Consider the following 19185-nt stretch of genomic DNA (forward strand, 5'->3'; position numbering starts at 1 on the left):
GATGTCTTAATTTTGTACTATAAATTACTAAAAATTGTGCATCAAGTAATGTATAATGAAATGAAAGCGGATTAATGATGAGCCAATAATACAGGTGGTGAAGGGATGGAACATTTAAAGACCCCACATGCCGTTACACAGGATACTAAAAGTGGAACGGTTACCATAGAGGGGCCAATAACAGCGGAAAAACTGAATACCTACCATTTCCATGAACAATTGACTGCATTTCGGCCTGCCGATAAGCAGTTTGAGGCATTAGTCAAAATTGCCGATTTTCCGGAAGGGCGGATTATCATTGCCAGGACAAACGATACAATTATTGGATATGTAACCTATTTACATCCTGACCCATTGGAAAGATGGTCTGAATTCAATATGGAAGACCTGATAGAATTGGGAGCGATTGAAGTCATCCCTCAATTTAGGGGTAGTGGCATCGCCTCTCAATTACTTGAAGTGTCTATGATGGATGATTATATGGAAAACTACATTATAATCTCGACCGAATACTATTGGCATTGGGACCTAGATGGAACAAGGCTTAGCATATGGGATTACCGTAAAGTAATGGAGAAAATGATGGCTGCTGGCGGTTTGACTCCCGCCCCGACGGATGACCCGGAAATCATCTCCCATCCAGCCAATTGCCTAATGGTGAGAATTGGTAAGACTGTGCCCGAGGAATCGGTTAACAGGTTTGATAAGCTGCGCTTTCTGCAGAGACACCAATACCGTAATATGAGGGAGGGATTTTAATGCTGGTGGAAGAGATTATGAAGACCGAGGTGATCAGCCTGCCCCCTACTGCTACCATTGCAGAAGCCGACCGTCTCCTGCAACAGCACAAACTCAGACACCTTCCTATTGTCAATGAGCAGCATGCTGTAATAGGCATTGTTTCTGACCGGGATGTACGGGATGCTACCCCTTCCATCTTTCAGTTGGATACTGACAGGCACGAATTGGAGAATGAAATCCAATCCATAATGAGCCATCCAGTGGTAACCGTCCATCCACTTGATTTGGTGGAGGATATAGCGCGTATTTTCTATGATGAAGAGTTTGCCGCACTTCCAGTCGTCAGAAACAATAAGCTTGTCGGCATCGTAACCGAAAAGGATATGCTTTATACATTGATTCAGCTGACCGGCACCCATGTACAAAGTTCCCATATTGAATTGAAAGTCCCTCACAGGCCCGGTATCCTTCCAGAGGTGACAGCAATTTTCGGAAAAAGAAAGACCAATATCGTTTCCGTATTGGTTTACCCTTTTCGTGATGACCCATCATACAAAATACTCGTTTTCCGTATTCAAACCATGAACCCCGCTCCGGTGATCCAAGAATTGAGAGATGAAGGGTATGAACTGTTGTGGCCTAATAATATACAGGAGTCACAAACATGACTTGCAATGCACATTTTGTATATTCTGATAATCTATTAAAATACCATTTCCATTCGGATCATCCCTTTAACCAGAAAAGGGTCTTATTGGCCAAAGACTTGTTGGAAAGTTTGGGGCAGCTAGTTGATAAAGATATTATTCCTCCAAGGATGGCTTCGGATGACGAGCTTACCCTATTCCATGATCCTGCTTATGTGGATAGCGTCAAAAAAGCAGGAATGGGGAAGCTTTCTGATGATGAAGGATACGAATTTGGACTGGGAACAGAAGATACTCCTATCTTTACCGGTATGCATGAGGCTTCCGCATATCTGGTTGGAGCCAGCTTGACTGCTGTAGACAGTGTGTTGGAAGGAAAGGCGATACATGCTTTGAACTTAGGCGGCGGCCTTCATCATGGATTCAAGAGGAAAGCCGCTGGTTTTTGTATTTATAATGATGGAGCCGTGGCCATCAAATATATTCGTGAAAAATACGGACTGAAAGTTTTGTATGTAGATACAGATGCCCATCACGGGGACGGGGTACAATGGGCTTTCTATGATGATCCCAATGTTTGTACCTTCTCCATTCATGAGACCGGCAGATACCTGTTCCCAGGAACAGGCAATGTTAATGAACGAGGCATAAAAGAAGGCCATGGGTATAGTTTTAATCTGCCAATAGACGCCTTTACAGAAGACGAGTCATTCCTGCAGGTTTATGAAACAGCCCTAAGAGCCATTGCAGAGTATTTTCAGCCTGATGTAGTCATTACCCAGAATGGAGCGGATGCACACTGCTATGACCCATTGACCCATCTATGTGCAACTATGGAAATCTATGAAAGAATCCCACAGACTGCCCATCAAATCGCCCATGAATTTTGTAATGGCAGGTGGATTGCCCTAGGCGGCGGAGGTTATGATATATGGAGAGTGGTACCAAGAGCTTGGAGCCAGATATGGAATGTAATGAAGGCAGGTAAACCAGCGACGGGTAAGATTCCTTCCGCCTGGCTTCAGCGGTGGAAAAGTGAATCACCTGTCCCATTACCAGGTTATTGGGAAGATAAAAAGAATATCGTACCCGATATTCCAAGAAAGCTGGACATCACCGAAAAGAACGGGAAACTGCTGGCCAGCTTGCTAAAATATACCAAAATGCCGGCACAAAAAGAGAACGGAATTGGCCATTAACGGCCAGTTCCGTTCTCTTCTGTTACTGAAATATTTTTCATGATTATCATTTCTACTCGACGGTTCTTTTTCATATTCTCTGCGCTTGTATTCGGTACTACCGGCCTTGTCTCTCCATAGCCGGAAATGGAAAAGCGGCTTTGTTCAAGCTGATGATTATCTATTAGGTAACGGACTACACTGCTAGCTCTAGCTCCGGATAGTTCCCAATTAGATGGGAAACGATAACCTGCCATCGGCCTATTATCAGTATGCCCTTCCACCATAACATCGTTAGGCAGATTTTTAAGCAGTGTCCCAACCCGGTCTAGGAATGGCTTTCCCGTATCAAGTATCTGTGCTTCTCCGGAAGGAAAAAGGAGACGTTCCTGCAGAACCAATGCAACTCCCTGATCTGTCCGGTTAGCTGTAATCACCTCGTGTAATTCATTTTCAGTCAGGTATCGCTCGACATTTTCCAACAGACCGTCCAAGTCCTCTTCAACACTCTCGTTCTTATCAGACAAACCGTCCCTTCTATCAAACCCTCCAGGTAGTTCACCCTCCGTTATGCGACTGCTTTCAGAGGGATGTTCCATTGGTACCGGAGAAGGAAATGAATCAAAAATCATCCTATTTTGAAAGGAGGAGAACACCGCTTCAAACTTCATCTGATCAATTTGAGACATGGAGAACAAGAGAATAAAAAATACCAGAATAAGTGTGACCATATCCGAGTATGTAACCATCCATTTAGGCGCCCCGTTCTTTTCTCTCCTAAATTTACGCCTCATGAACGCTCTCCACCTGTGCCGAATCTTCCTCAGCTTCCTGCTGTTTCTTCAGCTTTTCTTTTGGAAGGAAGGCACTTAGCTTTTCTTCTAAAATACGAGGGTTTTGTCCGGATTGAACTCCAATTACACCTTCTATGATAATTTCCTTAATAAATATTTCTTCTTCCGTCTTATTCTCCAGTTTACTTGCCATTGGAGTAAAAACGAGGTTTGCAAGTACTGTTCCATACAAGGTAGTTAACAGAGCAACAGCCATGGCTGGTCCGAGTGTATCAGGATCATCCAATGTATTCAGCATCAGGACCAGACCGACGAGAGTTCCTATCATCCCCCATGCCGGAGCATATTCAGCGGCTTTTTCAATTAACAGCCGGCCTCTATAGTGCCGGTCCTCCATTGCAGTTATCTCAGCCTTCATAATATCACTAATCACTTCAGGATCCATTCCATCGACTACAAGATGAATGCCTTTTTTAATAAATGGATCTTCCACTACCTCCAACTCATTTTCAAGGGCTAGCAGGCCTTCACGTCTAGCCCGCTGAGATAAATGGGTGAATAGATCTATTACATCCGAAACCTGCTGATTATTTTTGACGAACGCCTCTTTCAATACGCTGTTAGCAGTCTTAATCTGTTCTATTTTGAAAGTTATCAGCATGGATGCGACTAATCCGCCGATGACTATAAAGATCGAAGCTACATCAACAAAGGAAGCAGCACCTTCCGTACCACCATTCCATAAAATTGCAAGCATGATCATAATAAAACCCAATGTAATACCAAATGGAGTCAATATATCCCGTTTTCTCATATTCTCTCTCCCCAATATATCGAATAGAAACAGTTCATTGTCCAAAGATACGGCAAATAACTATATCGCCCGTTGTCTTCTGAACAATTATGGTTGCTATCCTATATATCGGCAAGATTCTTATTTAGTTGAGTTTCTTTCCTCGATTCTATGCGGCAAAACCACTTTTTTCTCTTCAACTTCTTCTTTGTTCATATACTTTGTCAATAAACGCATAGCAACTGCCCCGATATCATACATCGGCTGAACAACAGTGGAAAGTGTCGGACGCACCATTGTGGCGAGCCTTGTATTATCAAACCCTACTACTTCCAGGTCTTCTGGAACACGGTACCCTTTATCTTGTGCCCCGTGAATGGCTCCAAGGGCCATCTCATCCGAGGCGACAAATACTGCACTAGGCTTATCACTTTTCGCAAGCAGCTGCTGAACTGCTTCTCGGCCGAAGTCATAGGAATAATCCCCAGGCATAACTACCAAATTCTCATTCAGTTGTACGTTCCCTTCCTCAAGAGCACGTAAATACCCCTGATACTTCAACTTGTTAATTTCTTCTTCCTCTCCACCTGAAATAAAGGCTGGGTGGGAATGACCATTATCCATTAAATATTTGGTTGCTTCATAGGCCGCTACCTCGTAATCAATGTTCACGGATGGTATCTTTCCGCTCTCGTCATACGTTGCCGCCAGTACCACTGGAACCGAGGCACTCTCAAACTGCTGGATATGTTCCTCAGTTATATTACCGCCCATAAACAGTATGCCGTCCACCTGTTTCTCAAGCATAGTATTGATCAGCTGCAATTCTTTATCCTTATTCTGATCGGAATTGCTTAAGATGACATTGTATTTATACATCGTAGCTATATCTTCAATCCCTCTGGCCAATTCAGCAAAAAAGATACTGGAAATATCCGGGATGATAGCACCCACTGTGGTGGTCTTTTTGCTAGCTAGTCCACGAGCCACCGCATTTGGACGATATCCCAGTTTCTCTATCGTGGTCAGCACTTTTTTTCGTGTAGTCGGCTTTACGTTCGGGTTTCCATTGACAACCCGTGACACGGTAGCCATGGATACATTGGCCTCTCTCGCCACGTCATATATAGTTACAGTCATATTTCTTTACCTCCTGGATTCAAACGAACTCTTTCCTATATCATATCCTACCATGAAATAAAATACAAAAATTTGAGGCTGACCCCCAAGTAGCAGGGACCAGCCTCAAACATGAATGCCTTTTTAATATTCCAGCCTATTTTTCATTTTATCCAACTCATCAATGAATGTATTGAACATTGGGATATCCATCTGCTGGGCGGAATCAGACAAGGCAACAGCAGGGTCTGGATGGACTTCAGCCATGATTCCATCCGCTCCGATTGCCAATCCTGCTTTCGCTGCCGGCAGCAGAATATCTCTTCTGCCCGTGGAGTGAGTTACATCTACCATGACAGGCAGGTGTGTTTCTTTTTTAAGAATAGGGACCGCCGAGATATCCAGCGTATTTCTTGTCGCTTTCTCGTATGTCCGGATTCCCCTCTCACATAATATAATATTTTCATTCCCTCGAGAGATAATATACTCAGCCGCATTAATAAATTCGGAAATAGTTGCTGATAGCCCCCGCTTCAAGAGTACTGGCTTATTTACATCCCCAGCCGCCTTTAAAAGCTCGAAGTTCTGCATGTTCCGGGCACCTATTTGAATAACGTCCACGTAATCTAACGCCTCTTCAATATGTACAGGGTTCACAATCTCACTGACAACAGCCAAATCATACTTGTCAGCAGCCTTTTTGAGAATCTGCAAGCCTTCAACACCTAGCCCCTGGAAGTCATATGGTGAAGTTCTTGGTTTAAAGGCGCCGCCTCTGAACAGTTTTACACCTTTTTTACTTACTGCTTCAGCTACTTTTTCGACTTGATCGTAACTTTCTACAGAACAAGGCCCCATTACGTATTGTGCAGTTCCATTCCCCACCTGTGTACCTTTTATATCAATAATTGTATCCTCAGGTTTCTTCTTCCTTGAAACAAGAAGAGCCTTACGGTTGTCATCAATCTGCAGTTCGAGGCTGGCTTTGAAAATCTCTTTGAAAATGTGTTCAATGGTAGAATTTTCAAAAGGCCCATCATTCTGTGCTGTGATATGATCCAGCATTGTTCTTTCCCTGACCGGGTCAAACCGTTTCATGCTCTGCTTTGTTTTTATTTCACCTATTCCTTGAACAAGCTTTGCACGCTGATTGATCAGGTTGAGAATTTCCAAGTTAACATCATCTAATTGGCCTCTTAGCTGGTCGAGTTCATTTTGGCTCATCTTACTCCACTCCCCTAATTCTATATTTATATAATTTTAATAATTAGAAACCATTATAACGAAGATAAAATTATTTGTCATCACTTACTTGAATTTTTTTTCATATTTTCCCGAGATACAGAGATTTCAGTCAATTACTCCCAGTTTTTGTCACTGTTCTCTTGGCCGGGAAGCTAAAAAATTATGCAGCCCTCAAATGGAGCTGCATAATTTGCCTTACACTTTTACATTTTTCAGCTGATCACTATTCTCGATATATTCTTCTGTAGGAGCGTCGGAAACGCCTACTTCCCCATCTTCTTGCTGATCTGTGGATTTCCGATTCAGTCTGCCCTGGATTGTCTTAGTCAGATCTTTAGTTTTAGAGGATGCATTGGTGGTTGTATCCATTGCTTTCCGCTTAAGCTCACTACCCGTTGTATATGCCCGGTCTTTCCAGCTTGTACCTTTTTCAGCTGCTATATCTTTCCACTGGTAGGCACGGCCTTTCACCTGGGTTGCTCCTTGATTGATGTCTCCCCTCAGTTCTCTTCCTGACTTAGGGGCAAGCACGAGAGCGGCTCCTGCACCAATAATGCCGCCAATCAGCGTACCTATAACGAAATCTTTTGTATTGATGGTGCTGTTTGAATTGTTGTTACTTTCTCCCATGAAAATTTCCTCCCTCTATTTTTTTCTTTTATTCACCATATCCATGATGGCGGAACCCCATTTAACAGCCTGTGATACTTTTTCGTCATCTTTTACGGAAGTCCGTGAGATGCTGTTGGATAATTGCTGCAGAGACAGGTTGAAATCCTTTACGGTTTCGCCGATTCCTTTTGCTCCGTCAAATAACCCATCCAATTTGGAGGATTTCTCATTTACATCGTCCGCCAATTTATTCGTTTTATTCAACAACTCGGTCGTTTCCGTAGTCACTCCCCGAATCTGCTTATCCAAATCATCCAAGGTGGTAGATACTTCATTCATAGTATTCCTTGCTGCTTTCAGGGTTATTACCACGTATACCACGAGAACCACAAAGGCGATTGCAGCAATCAATGCAGCGATGTAGAGCATGATTTCCATCTGTTAACACTCCTTCAGTTGTAATTTCAGGTATCGTTTTGGCTTCATGGTTAATGCAATTATTATTCCAAAATACCTCTATAGATCATACCCCTTTTATCCAGCTTTAAAACCTTTGCCGGTGTCCAGGCTGTATAATATAATTCAACAAACTTGGCCTGTATTCCTGCCAGTTCTATAAGTTTTTATGTAGAAATCAACATATGTAAAGAAAAGAGCCTGTTTTACTGGCAGACTCTTTTCCTCTGTCTATTTATTGACCTTCAAATAATCTTCATAGGCCTCTTGGAACTTCTGGATATCGCCCGCTCCCATAAAAATAAGTACACTGTCTTTATATTGTTGCAGTACACCTGTGTCATCCAATTCCAAGACAGCCGCATCATTTGTCAATTCCTTCAGGTCATTGATCGTCAGTTTGCTTGACAGTTCTCTTGCCGACCCGAAAATATCACACAAATATACATGGTCAGCCTTGTTTAAGCTGTCGGCAAACTCCTGTAAAAAGGCTTTTGTCCTGGTAAATGTGTGTGGCTGGAAGATAGCAACCACCTTCTTCTCCGGGTACTTTTTCCGTGCTGCATCGATAGTGGCAGTGATTTCTTTCGGGTGATGAGCATAATCATCCACCAATAGCTGGCCACCGACCTGTTTCTCCGTAAAGCGGCGTTTCACACCCTTGAAAGAGCTTAGCTGTTTGATAGCCTCCGTATTAATATCCTCATAATGACAAATGGCTATGACAGCCAGAGCATTTAAAACATTATGGTCGCCATACATCGGTATAGTGAAAGTATCATAGAACGTATTCCTGACAAAGACGTCAAACTCTGTTCCGGTTTCCGTCTCCCTGACATTTTGTGCCTGAAAATCATTGGTATCAAGAAACCCATAATAAACGACTGGGACTTTTGCTTGGATCTGCTGCAGATTTTCATCATCTCCACAAGCGATAATCCCTTTTTTCACCTGATCTGCCATCGACTGAAATGCATTGAACACATCATCGATACTGGTGAAATAATCCGGATGGTCAAAATCGATATTGGTCATGATTGCATAGTCCGGCTCGTACTTCAAAAAATGGCGGCGATATTCGCAAGCTTCAAAAACAAAATAATCACTGTCGGCATGCCCTTTACCAGTCCCGTCGCCAATTAAGTAGGATATTGGATAGGTTTCGTTGAGAACATGTGCCAAAAGCCCTGTCGTGGATGTTTTGCCATGTGCTCCAGTAACCGCAATACTAGTGTACTGTTTAAGCCATTCCCCCAGGAACTCATGGTATCTGTAAAAAGTGACCCCCAACTTCTTGGCTTCCTGTATTTCCGGATGTTCATCCGAAAAGGCATTCCCAGCGATTACGGTATAATTTTCTTTGATGTTATTCTCTGAGAAAGGAAAGATTGGAATGCCCTTTTCCTCCAAGGCTTTCTGTGTATAAAATATTTTCTCTATATCAGAACCCTGCACTTTTTCCCCAGAATCATGGAGAATATGTGCTAAAGCACTCATTCCAGTCCCCTTTATACCAATAAAATGGTAAGTTGTCATATAAAAGAACCTCCAAAATTAACATGAAAAGGATTAAATGAACCTTTGCATATTCACTGTTTCAGCTTAAAATTGCCAATGGTATTGACGTATTATACCAAAGATTGCCCAGGAATAAAATGAACAACCCATTTTCTTTAGGCATCTCCGTAATATTTTACCTCTTCAAGCTTAGGATTAGGGCGGTACCGGCGGCCTTCCTTAGCCTCCGGAGTACCATTAAGCAGAACATTATCCCCCGTAAAACCAATGTTGATTTTAAGCAGATTTCTTCCTACACCGTAGATGTCAATAGGTACACCGGCTCTTTCAAATTCTGCAATCCTGGTTTCATTGAACCCACCGGTTGCAACAATCTGCACATGTGAATATCCTTCTTCATCCAGCGCTTTTCTCAGCGCAAAAACCAGTTCAGGATTCACACCACGAGGGTCGAATGTTCCCATAAGGTGATGGTTTCTCAAAAAGTATTTATCGACAAGCGTACGGGAAGTGTCCAGACGCACAGATTTAAGGTCATCTCCGAACTCTCTGGCAACTTTCAGCGAATCAGTAATTACATCATTATTGTAATCCACCAAAGCGGCAAGCTCATCTTCCGGGTACATATCGTGGTACGCTTTACATGCAGCTACAATATCCCCTCGGAACATTTGTATCAAGGCATGCGGCATGGTGCCCATCCCTTCTTTTCCCCACCATTCATTCATGGCATGTGTTGCCTGGGCAGTGGATCCGCCTATGAACGCTGCATATCCATCCCCTGCCTGCTGGGTATAATGGTCATCCCGGTCTCCCATGAAAATGACAGGCTTCTGCTTGCCGGAGGTGCGGGCTGCTTTTACCACATTGTATACATTCGTTGCTACAGATGTTCTTCTTGCAAGTATTCCGTCAATGATCCCTTCTAGGTAGCCGAACTGCTGATAGGAACCAGAAACGGTAAGGACTGTTTCAAACGGCTTTATTTTATCTCCATCCCTTAGAGAGTGGATTTTCAATGTTTCCGGCCTGTCCGCAAATGTATGCAGAAGGGCAATTGCCTCATCTGTCCCGCACAAAACAGCTTCTTCTTTTTGAAAGAATTGCATGGTCACATAATTATCAGGTAGTTTTTCTTCTGCTATTTCCTTGGTCTTTAAAAAATAAACGGCAGAGAACCATCCTTCTTTAATACGCTCATCAAACTTGAAAGTTTTGTTCGTAAGTCTTTCAATCTTACCGGAAAGCTTCTGTTCTATTTCCTTCATTATGACGTACTCCTTAACTGTATTCTTCCTTTATCTTATATAAATTCCAGCTGTATCACAAGGCTTTTAGCTTTTCTCTTCAATTTGAGAGCTGCTCACCAGAACCTCTCTTGGTTTACTGCCATTCTGGCCGGAGATAATACCACGATTTTCGAGTGAATCAATCAGTCGGGCCGCCCGATTATAGCCGATCTTAAAATGCCTCTGCAGTAAGGAAGTGCTTGCACTGTTCTGATGAAGGACAAATTGGACAGCTTCTTCCAATAATTCGTCTTCCTCTTCATCCATCACCGCTTGCTCCAGCAGCTGTTCTTGTTCGAACATGTATTCAGGTTCCGCAATACTGCGTGCATAATTTGTAACACGCTCAATTTCATCGTCAGATACGAATGGCCCCTGCAGCCTGATGCTTTTTCCAGTTCCATTCTCTATAAAAAGCATATCCCCTTTTCCAAGGAGTTTCTCAGCACCGCTTGTATCAAGAATAGTTCGGGAATCTACCTGTGACGATACACTGAAAGCAATTCTTGTCGGGATGTTTGCTTTGATCAGACCAGTAATGACATCTACAGATGGCCGCTGTGTAGCAAGCAGCAGGTGAATCCCGCATGCTCTGGCTTTCTGGGCAATTCGGCTGATCGAATCCTCCACATCCTGAGGAGAAACCATCATCAAATCAGCCAGCTCATCAATAACTATTACCAGGAACGGCATTTTGTCATGTATTCTGTTTTGGCTGGAAACCTTTTGATTATACCGCTCAATATCTCTAACGCCTTCCTCCACAAACTTTTCATAACGATCTTCCATTTCATTAACTGCCCACTTTAGAGCCGCTGTGGCTGCTTTCACATCGGTGATCACCGGCGAGACCAGGTGGGGTATCCCATTATAAGGTGCTAATTCTACCATTTTTGGATCAATCAGCATAAATTTGACATCATCATGATGTGCCTTGTATAGCATGCTGACCAGAATGGTATTAATACAGACACTTTTACCCGACCCGGTTGCCCCGGCAATCAACCCATGCGGCATCTTTTGGATATTCGTAATTAACGGTGTACCCTCAATACTGACTCCCAAAGCAATGGTTAATGGCGAGGTGCTTCTCTGAAAGGGTTCCGTATCGAATACTTCCTGCAACCCGACCTTTTCAGCCTTCAGGTTTGGAATTTCAATCCCTATTGTATTTTTCCCTGGAATTGGTGCTTCAATTCTAATATCCCTTGCGGACATATTTAATTTCAGATCATCGCTTAGGTTTTTTACTTTACTGACCTTCACACCTAATTCAGGCTGTACTTCAAATCTTGTGACAGACGGACCTTGCGTGGCATTGACCACTTTTGCCTTTACATTGAAATGTGTCAATGTCTGCTCCAGGAGTTCCTGCTGCTGTTCTACCCACTTGGCATCCTCATTCGACTTGCGGACAGGATCATCCAATAGATGATAGGGCAGAGTTTTCTTTTGGCTCTGCTGCTGTCTTCTGTATTTTTCCTCGGCATTTTTTCTCTCCTGTTCCATTTTCCTTTGTCTGTCAAACTGCCGTTTTTTATCTCTTGGAGTCATAATTACATTGAAAGGAGTAGGATTTTTCGGTTGTTCTGCAGCTTCCTTTTCTTCTTCAACAGGCTTGGAAGAAGAAGCCGGGGCAGCATCGGACTGGGACTCAGTTTTTTCAACCGCGTATACCTTCTGTTCCTTTCTGTCATCAATATCCAACGTTTCATCTACTTGCTGCTCGCCTGCTTCTAGTGAAATTGACTGTTCTTCTTCCTCCTGCTCTTCATTCTTATCCGGTAGCCTGAGAAGAGCATGGATTTCATTTTTCTGATCGATCTCCTGTACTTCAGCATGTAGAGGGCTGCGATCTGTATGTACTGTAACTTCTTCCTCCGTTCCCTCTGTACTGTGCTGTAAAATCTCCCTCTTTCTTTCAAAAGCTGGAATACTTTCTAATTCCTTTTCTTTCCGAGGCGTTTGATAACCATAAACAGGAGATGGAACCTCTGTAGGCTCAAAGGGAACATCCGGATCCCGCTTATATATCTTACTGTTCTCAGCCATCTTTTCCCTGTTTGGACGAGACTCAACCTTATTTATCTCCTTCTCTTTCATTTGGGCAGAATAGGGAGATTCCGGCTTTTTTTGAGGCCCATCATTCTCTTTTTGGATCTTTTCATCAGGAATGACCGGGAAGCGGAAGGATCTTTTTTCCGGATATTGATACATTGTTTTAGCTCGAAGGTTGCTATAGCCGACCTTAGAAGGTTTATCTTCTTTTTCTTCCTGCCGTTCTTGCTGTACATTTTCTTCCCCAAATAAATTCTTTAGCTTCCTGTACCATTTCTCCCACACATACATTCACTCATTTCTATTAATCTTTTTTCACAGTATGATTATTCTATCAGTTTTCATTCGTAAATTGAATATCGGGTGTGTCTGCCTCCATGAAAAAACAACCCTCGTAATAACATACTCAGGTTGTTTTTTTGGATTAAAAGTCAAAAGCCTCTCCTATTTTGTAGGCATCGTCCAATACATATATCCCCTTTTCCTGCGGCGCATTCGGGAGGCCAAGCTCTTTCTGGGAACATATCATACCATTCGATGGCACCCCTCTTAGTTCTGTGGGTTTTATTTGCATTCCGCTTGGCATAGTTGCTCCTACTTTAGCTACCACTACTTTTTGGCCCTTATCTATATTTGGCGCCCCACAGACAATTTGCAGTTTCTCATCACCCACATCCACCTGGCACACACTCAACTTATCTGCGTTTTCATGGCCTTCCTTGGCTTCTACATATCCGACGACAAATTTAGGGCTGAGGTCGACGTCAAGCGGGTCATCCAGCTTATTCTCCCTGAAAAGGTCCTTGATTTGCCCTAGCAACTCTTCCGTCAGTGTAATCTTCCCTTCATTCGGAAGGCTGAGCAGTTCTCCGGCACGGAAGATATTATAGCCGAGGACTTCCTGATCTTTTCCGGTAATACGGACAATAGGCCCGTACGACTCATGAGAAACTTCATAACGATCTCCGTTTTTTAATGGGACAATTAATACATCTCCTATACCTTTCGGGTTGTAAAATACGAACATAATTCCTCACTCTTTCCTCTTTATTTTTGCGGGCGGTTCTTTGCAAGTATGAATATCGGCGTCAATTTCTTTTCCTCATAAATCAATGCCAGTGAAGTGATCGGTATCCGCCCCTCTGCGAAAAACTTCATGGTCATCTGGGCGAGTATATCATACCCTGTTTTATTCTCTACATCAGCAATGATAAGAACGTCTTGATGGGGAACAGCCAGTGCCATCTCACCTTTTGCATTGGCTTTCATTTCTTCCAGGAAAGCCTCATTAAGAATTCGGCTTGCATCATATCCATCCTGCTTAGCAACAAAATAGAAATCATTGCCGGCAACCGTGTCTTTTTTATAATCTACGGATAGAGAACGGAGATTAAAGGAGGAAATCTCCTCCAGCCTGCTGGTTGTCCAACCTTCCCTAGCCAGCATTTCCTGATCAATCAGCTGATAGGATTTCCCCAAGTCGACTGCATAATAGATTCTGGTTTCAGCTGTGTGTTCTTTTGTCACGAGCTTGACCCCGCTCTTCGTCTCCGTAGGAAAGGAAGTGGAGCGAATCACCGGGTAGATACTTTTTTCTTTTCCAGCAAGTTCTACGTCCTGATTCATAATCTTCAGGGCCTCATGGATGTGTTCTTCCAATTCGTCAATGGCAGCTTCCCCACGTTCATTGTATTTGGTGATAATGTTGGGCAGAGTAATGCTCATACCCTTGCCAGATTCCTTCCACTCGACCCGGAAAGTATCTTTGTCCCGGTTATAGGACGTCTTATATCCTTCTCCTGCGAGTCTCTCTTCCAGTATTTTTTTCAACTTTATACTGGTCATTTTCACTTAAAACAACTCCTTTAGCAAAGGTCAATCAGGCAGTCCACTAATAAACTGCATAATCTCATCCTTGGTCTTTCTATCCTTGCTTACAAATCTTCCGGTCTCCTCACCTTCTTTGAACCCAAGAAAACTAGGTATACCAAAAACGCCATATTCCTGGCATAGGTCGATAAACTCATCTCTGTTCACTTCAACAAATGTATAATCAGGATATTTCCTTTCTATGTCTGCAAGCTCTGGCTCTATAACCCGGCAGTCCGGACACCAGTCCGCTGTAAACAGCATAATGGCTTTCCCATTATTCTTCAACTCTTCAAATTGATTGATGTTCTCCAATTTAACCATTGATTCCACCCTTATCTAGACTTCTTTACTTTTTCTTTGTTACAATTATATGATTCCATGCCTACGCAAGGCAAAGATTAGCCACTGAACTTGTCTTCCTAACCACATATCAATTTCTTTGCAATTTTCCTTTTATTATATAAACTTATCATATCACCATAAATTAGGAGGATGTTTCATGGAGTTAACTGTATATCTAGCAGGCCAAATTCACGATGATTGGCGTGACCAGTTGAAAGAGAGTGCCAAGCAAAAAGGACTGCCTTTGAATTTTGTGGCGCCTCAGACTAATCATGACCGTTCCGACGACATCGGGGAAGCAATCCTTGGCGACCAGCCCGGTAACCTCTACAGGGATGACGCCGCTTCAAGCATTAATAACTTAAGGACCCAGGTACTGATGCAGAAATCAGACGTAGTGATTGCTTTGTTTGGAGAAAAATATAAGCAGTGGAATACAGCTATGGATGCCAGTACGGCAATTGCTCTGAATAAGCCAACCATCATAGTCCGGCCGGAGTCACTGATCCATCCGCTTAAAGAGCTTTCCAACAAAGCAAATGTTACAGTGGAAACAGTGGATCAAGCTTTGGAAGTACTAGGGTATATTTTTGAATAAAAAAGAGGCAGCGGAGACCCGCTGCTCTTTTAATTACTATATTCCCACTGGCCACGAAGGAGCTTCACCACATGGGTAAACATTTCCTGCCTAGACACCAGTTCGTTGGTAAAGACCCCGATGGCTCCTTCCTTATGCCTGATCCCGTTTCTACGGGTATACTGTTCCATTACATCACCGAGCTCCCGTCCATCTTTCAGCTGTTTACTGATTTCTTTTGGAAGCAAAATACGTGCTCCACTGGCAGTATGAACTTTCTTTTCCCTGGTTGCCAGTGCACCCCAGTTACATAAGTATAATCGTCCATCTACTTCCATTACACCGCCTTCGAGGCCTATCGCCAGATCCACGCTGGCATTTTCCAAGCACCCCATAGCTCTGTTTACTGCGCCCATTCTTGTTTCTTCATCGGAGATGGGCTGTGCAGCTACAAGTGATGGACTATCCTTAGCAATTACTTCATCCTGTGGGAATGTTTTTTCCACAGCTCCAACTTTTGTCAGGTTCTTTGAGCCAACTATAACTTTCAATTTTTTATCCCCTTTGCCTTTCCATTGTCTCTCTATTTATGCATAATGGCGGATCTGGTCTACTGTATTCTGATCTGTTTCTTTTACCAGTTTTACAAGCAGTTCCTTGGCTGCTGCATAGTCATCCACATGGATAATTGATGCAGCAGTATGAATATACCTTGAGCAAATACCCACCACTGCAGATGGAACACCGTCATGAGCTAAGTGAACTTTTCCTGCATCTGTACCTCCTTGGGAAATGAAGTACTGATAAGGTATATTATTACTTTCTGCAGTATCAAGGATGAATTCCTTCATCTTAGGCAGTGTAACCATGGACCGATCAAATATACGAAGCAGCGCCCCTTCTCCCAATTGGCCGAAGTCTTCCTTGTTGCCGTCCGCATCGCTTGCAGGGGATGCATCCAAGGCGTAGAATATATCCGGCTGAATCATATGTGCCGCTACTTGGGCACCTCGCAGGCCGACTTCCTCCTGGACCGTTGCACCGGAGAAGAGCTGGTTAGGCACCGTTTCGTTTTGCAATTCCTTCAGCAGCTCCACTGCAAGTCCGCAGCCATACCGGTTATCCCACGCCTTGGCTAAAATCTTCTTGCTGTTTGCCATAGGAGTAAACGGTGTTAGAGGAACAATAGGCTGTCCCGGCTTAATGCCGATCTTTTCGGCGTCCTCTTGGTCATCCGCGCCTATATCAATCAGCATATTTTTCATCTCCATTGGCTTGTTTCGTTGGGCTTCTGTTAAATTATGCGGTGGAATTGATCCAACCACACCGATAACAGGACCTTTATCAGTAATAATCTGCATTCGCTGGGATAAGAGAACTTGACTCCACCAGCCTCCTAATGGCTGAAAACGGAGCATACCATTTTTTGTGATTTTTGTTACCATTAAACCAACCTCATCCATATGGCCCGCTACCATTACTCTAGGTCCGCTTCCCTCTTTGACACCGAACACACCTCCGAGGTTATCCTGGATGATCTCGTCTGAATACTTCCCGAGCTCCTCACGCATAAACGCCCGGACAGCGTGTTCGTTCCCTGGCGCACCTGGCAGTTCTGTAAGGCTTCTAAAAAGGTCTAATGTATCCTGATTCATTTATTCCACCTCTATTTTTCTTAATATACCCAGTATAACGGTCGATATTGATCATTTCCACCATCACCTGGGGCTAGATGTAATATTTTCTATTTTAAATTATTTAAGTTATACTTGTTAGGGAAGTATATACTGTATAAGAAAAATCCAAATCATAGCAAGAGGTGGTCTTTAAATGAGCAAAAGAAATATGATCCTAGCAGCCGGACTCGGAGCTGCCGCCGGCTACTTGGCTAAAGAGGCAATAGATGCATACCAGAAAGTCACACCGGAAAAAGCGCTCAAACATGCGAAGGAAACCTTCAAAAAGAACGGACCTATCAGCGGTTCCTGGATTTATATGAAACCGGAAGAAGTAGAAAAGAATGGTTTGCTCTTCCGTGCCTATCGTGGTGGTGTAACCAGAACTGTCGACGGAGAGAACAAGCAATATGAATTTTATGTAGATACTGAAACAGGAGCTGTCATCGACTCTAAACAAACCTCATAAAAAAATAGCTGCTTTATGCAGCTATTTTTTTATGCCTGCTGTTACCTCTCCCGCTTCACTTCATCCACCTTTGCACCTGTACTGTCAAATTTCAGCGCCCGGTAAAAGGCATCATGATAGAAGGTATACCAGGCCTGTCTGGAATAACCGAAGTCCATCCATTTCTCCTTCTGATGCACAGAAGTTACCGGATAATCGTCATAGGCGAGTGCCCATAGCTTATTCTGATGGGCGTTGGTCGGCATAATATCAGCCATATGGATGAAGCATTCTGCCCCATCTTCAAAGACTAGGATACAATGTCCGTCACTATGACCGCCGGTATGTATCATCCGCAAGCCGGGGACCACTTCCAGCTCCTCTTGAAAAGTCCTTACTTGGTCTGTAATGGATTTCCAATTCATTTCCCAGTAGGTATTAACAGATCGAATATTGGGGTTTCTCATCTCTTCCCACTCAACAGCTGAAGTATAGACCGCCGCCTTCGGAAAAACCGGGTGAAATTCCCCATTCTTCTTTTGCGTCAGACCACATGCATGATCAAAATGCAAATGTGTCATTAGGACTCCGTCAATGTCTTCCACCGTCATTTCCAATTCTTTAAGGGATTCTTCAATCAATGACTCTTCATGCACCCCAAAATTGCGGCGTTGTTTATCCGTAAGCTTACCTCTCCCCATGCCCGTATCTATTAAAAAGTTTTTCCCGTCCACTTGCAATAAAATGGGATCCGTCCTCAGTTCAATCTGGTTCTTTTCATTACATGGATATTTCTTTTCCCATAAGGGCTTGGGAACCACTCCAAACATCGCCCCGCCATCAAGGAAATTCACACCGCCCTTCAACCATGTCAGTGAAGCTCTCCCTACCTTTAAAGTCTCCATTTTCATCCCTCCACCACTAATTTTATTTGAATTATCCAAATTCAGCAAACATTTTACCGGAGTTATGAAGAAACATGAAATAGCCGGCTGCACAGACTATTGCCGAGGCGACATAGGGATGGAGGTCATCTGCAATGGGGAAGTAGGAAAAGTATTGATAACAACGAGAGCCGGGCTTGATTATTGGTATTTAATATAATCAAACCAAACTAATATCCTTTCTTACTCACTAAAAAAGAACCCATAACAGGTTCTTTACTTGAATTTAGCACGGCAGCGATAAATCGGCTGTCCTTTAGCTGAAAACTTTTCTTCATACTCGGTCATCACATTGGCCGGGTCTTGTTTAGCATGCAAATCCAGATCCACTTCCTCCAGCCTCATTCCGAATTGCGAGAAACTTACCAACGAATATTCGAATAGGCCCATATTATCCGTTTTGAGTACTAATTCTCCAGCTTCATCAAGTACTTGCTGATACTGGCTTAAAAAGGTATGGAAGGTAAGCCTTCTTTTCTCATGGCGATTTTTTGGCCATGGGTCGGAAAAATTAAGATAAATAGCCTCTACTTCATTATCTCCAAAGATTTCCCGAAGGTCTTGAGCATCTTCATTTAAAAGGAAGACGTTTTCCATTCCTGATTCCTTTACTTTTTGTGCAGCAGTGACTATGATGCTCTTGGCAATTTCAATCCCTATAAAATTGATATCAGTAAACTGTTTAGCCATTCCTGTAATAAATTGGCCTTTTCCTGTTCCAATTTCGACATGAATGGGACGGTCATTTCCGAAAAGAGACTTCCACTTATTTTTATAATCTTTTGCATCCGGAATGACAATATGCTGGTTGTCCCGTAAAAAGTCATCTGCCCATGGTTTATGTCGCTGACGCATTACCTTCACCTTTCCCTAATA

At 43.1% G+C, this 19185-nt stretch carries 22 protein-coding genes; 6 read left to right on the forward strand and 16 right to left on the reverse strand.

Going from position 1 to position 19185, the window contains the following annotated elements:
• The first annotated feature begins 105 nt into the window (after positions 1-105).
• From ACFODW_RS10000 to ACFODW_RS10010, 3 genes are read left to right on the forward strand one after another with little or no spacing between them, the layout of a single operon-like run.
• On the forward strand, positions 106-759 hold the full coding sequence (locus tag ACFODW_RS10000) for a GNAT family N-acetyltransferase (protein WP_390305906.1): 654 nt from the start codon (positions 106-108) through the stop codon (positions 757-759).
• Positions 759-1409 (forward strand): acetoin utilization AcuB family protein, encoded by a 651-nt coding sequence (locus ACFODW_RS10005; protein WP_390305909.1) that lies wholly within the window; start codon positions 759-761, stop codon positions 1407-1409. Before ACFODW_RS10000 ends, ACFODW_RS10005 begins: the two co-directional genes overlap by 1 nt.
• Entirely contained in the window at positions 1406-2587 is a 1182-nt protein-coding gene (locus tag ACFODW_RS10010) for an acetoin utilization protein AcuC (RefSeq protein WP_390305912.1), read from the forward strand. Before ACFODW_RS10005 ends, ACFODW_RS10010 begins: the two co-directional genes overlap by 4 nt.
• Here ACFODW_RS10010 and motS read toward each other — a convergent pair.
• The 12 genes from motS to ACFODW_RS10070 all read right to left on the reverse strand — a co-directional run bounded on the left by motS (position 2584) and on the right by ACFODW_RS10070 (position 14643).
• A complete protein-coding gene (gene motS / locus ACFODW_RS10015; protein WP_390305914.1) occupies positions 2584-3360 on the reverse strand; it encodes a flagellar motor protein MotS in 777 nt (258 codons plus the stop codon). The two genes, ACFODW_RS10010 and motS, sit on opposite strands and share 4 nt — an antisense overlap.
• Entirely contained in the window at positions 3350-4174 is an 825-nt protein-coding gene (gene motP, locus ACFODW_RS10020) for a flagellar motor protein MotP (RefSeq protein ID WP_390305916.1), read from the reverse strand. The genes motS and motP overlap by 11 nt, the downstream gene beginning before the upstream one ends.
• Before the next feature lie 120 nt (positions 4175-4294).
• On the reverse strand, positions 4295-5293 hold the full coding sequence (ccpA, locus tag ACFODW_RS10025) for a catabolite control protein A (RefSeq protein ID WP_390305918.1): 999 nt from the start codon (positions 5291-5293) through the stop codon (positions 4295-4297).
• Between the two features lie 123 nt (positions 5294-5416).
• Positions 5417-6496 (reverse strand): bifunctional 3-deoxy-7-phosphoheptulonate synthase/chorismate mutase, encoded by a 1080-nt coding sequence (locus ACFODW_RS10030; protein ID WP_390305920.1) that lies wholly within the window; start codon positions 6494-6496, stop codon positions 5417-5419.
• A gap of 216 nt (positions 6497-6712) precedes the next feature.
• Positions 6713-7147, reverse strand: a complete 435-nt coding sequence (locus ACFODW_RS10035) for a YtxH domain-containing protein (RefSeq protein WP_390305922.1) — start codon at positions 7145-7147, stop codon at positions 6713-6715.
• A gap of 15 nt (positions 7148-7162) precedes the next feature.
• Complete coding sequence (locus ACFODW_RS10040) at positions 7163-7567, reverse strand: DUF948 domain-containing protein (protein WP_390305924.1); 405 nt, start codon at positions 7565-7567, stop codon at positions 7163-7165.
• A 249-nt stretch (positions 7568-7816) separates the two neighbouring features.
• On the reverse strand, positions 7817-9121 hold the full coding sequence (gene murC, locus ACFODW_RS10045; RefSeq protein WP_390305926.1) for a UDP-N-acetylmuramate--L-alanine ligase: 1305 nt from the start codon (positions 9119-9121) through the stop codon (positions 7817-7819).
• Between the two features lie 137 nt (positions 9122-9258).
• Entirely contained in the window at positions 9259-10371 is a 1113-nt protein-coding gene (locus ACFODW_RS10050) for a nicotinate phosphoribosyltransferase (RefSeq protein ID WP_390305929.1), read from the reverse strand.
• A 66-nt stretch (positions 10372-10437) separates the two neighbouring features.
• On the reverse strand, positions 10438-12735 hold the full coding sequence (locus tag ACFODW_RS10055) for a DNA translocase FtsK (protein WP_390305931.1): 2298 nt from the start codon (positions 12733-12735) through the stop codon (positions 10438-10440).
• A 139-nt stretch (positions 12736-12874) separates the two neighbouring features.
• A complete protein-coding gene (gene ytpR / locus ACFODW_RS10060) occupies positions 12875-13477 on the reverse strand; it encodes a YtpR family tRNA-binding protein (RefSeq protein ID WP_390305933.1) in 603 nt (200 codons plus the stop codon).
• A 20-nt stretch (positions 13478-13497) separates the two neighbouring features.
• A complete protein-coding gene (locus ACFODW_RS10065; protein ID WP_390305935.1) occupies positions 13498-14301 on the reverse strand; it encodes a DUF1444 domain-containing protein in 804 nt (267 codons plus the stop codon).
• Between the two features lie 24 nt (positions 14302-14325).
• Entirely contained in the window at positions 14326-14643 is a 318-nt protein-coding gene (locus ACFODW_RS10070; protein ID WP_390305937.1) for a thioredoxin family protein, read from the reverse strand.
• A 178-nt stretch (positions 14644-14821) separates the two neighbouring features.
• Between ACFODW_RS10070 and ACFODW_RS10075 the strand changes: the two genes are divergently transcribed.
• The gene (locus tag ACFODW_RS10075) at positions 14822-15262 is read left to right on the forward strand and encodes a YtoQ family protein (RefSeq protein ID WP_390305939.1); all 441 of its coding nucleotides are present in this window, start codon (positions 14822-14824) and stop codon (positions 15260-15262) included.
• Between the two features lie 29 nt (positions 15263-15291).
• On the opposite strand, the gene ACFODW_RS10080 is transcribed toward ACFODW_RS10075, so the two are convergent.
• Together ACFODW_RS10080 and ACFODW_RS10085 are read right to left on the reverse strand one after the other, a co-directional pair.
• Complete coding sequence (locus ACFODW_RS10080) at positions 15292-15792, reverse strand: DUF84 family protein (RefSeq protein WP_390305941.1); 501 nt, start codon at positions 15790-15792, stop codon at positions 15292-15294.
• 36 nt (positions 15793-15828) lie between these two features.
• Positions 15829-16896 (reverse strand): M42 family metallopeptidase, encoded by a 1068-nt coding sequence (locus ACFODW_RS10085; RefSeq protein ID WP_390305943.1) that lies wholly within the window; start codon positions 16894-16896, stop codon positions 15829-15831.
• A gap of 175 nt (positions 16897-17071) precedes the next feature.
• On the opposite strand from ACFODW_RS10085, the gene ACFODW_RS10090 reads away from it, so the two are divergent.
• Positions 17072-17386, forward strand: coding sequence for a PepSY domain-containing protein (locus ACFODW_RS10090; RefSeq protein ID WP_390305945.1), 315 nt, complete (start codon positions 17072-17074; stop codon positions 17384-17386).
• Between the two features lie 41 nt (positions 17387-17427).
• On the opposite strand, the gene ACFODW_RS10095 is transcribed toward ACFODW_RS10090, so the two are convergent.
• Positions 17428-18270, reverse strand: a complete 843-nt coding sequence (locus ACFODW_RS10095; protein WP_390305947.1) for a YtnP family quorum-quenching lactonase — start codon at positions 18268-18270, stop codon at positions 17428-17430.
• Between the two features lie 64 nt (positions 18271-18334).
• On the opposite strand from ACFODW_RS10095, the gene ACFODW_RS10100 reads away from it, so the two are divergent.
• Positions 18335-18469 carry a hypothetical protein gene (locus ACFODW_RS10100; RefSeq protein WP_390305950.1) on the forward strand — a complete coding sequence of 45 codons (135 nt, stop codon included), beginning with the start codon at positions 18335-18337 and terminating at the stop codon, positions 18467-18469.
• Between the two features lie 56 nt (positions 18470-18525).
• On the opposite strand, the gene trmB is transcribed toward ACFODW_RS10100, so the two are convergent.
• A complete protein-coding gene (gene trmB, locus ACFODW_RS10105) occupies positions 18526-19164 on the reverse strand; it encodes a tRNA (guanosine(46)-N7)-methyltransferase TrmB (RefSeq protein WP_390305952.1) in 639 nt (212 codons plus the stop codon).
• Between the last annotated feature and the right edge of the window lie 21 nt (positions 19165-19185).

The organism is Virgibacillus sediminis, from assembly GCF_042643265.1.
GTDB classification, from domain to species: domain Bacteria; phylum Bacillota; class Bacilli; order Bacillales; family Amphibacillaceae; genus Virgibacillus_O; species Virgibacillus_O sediminis.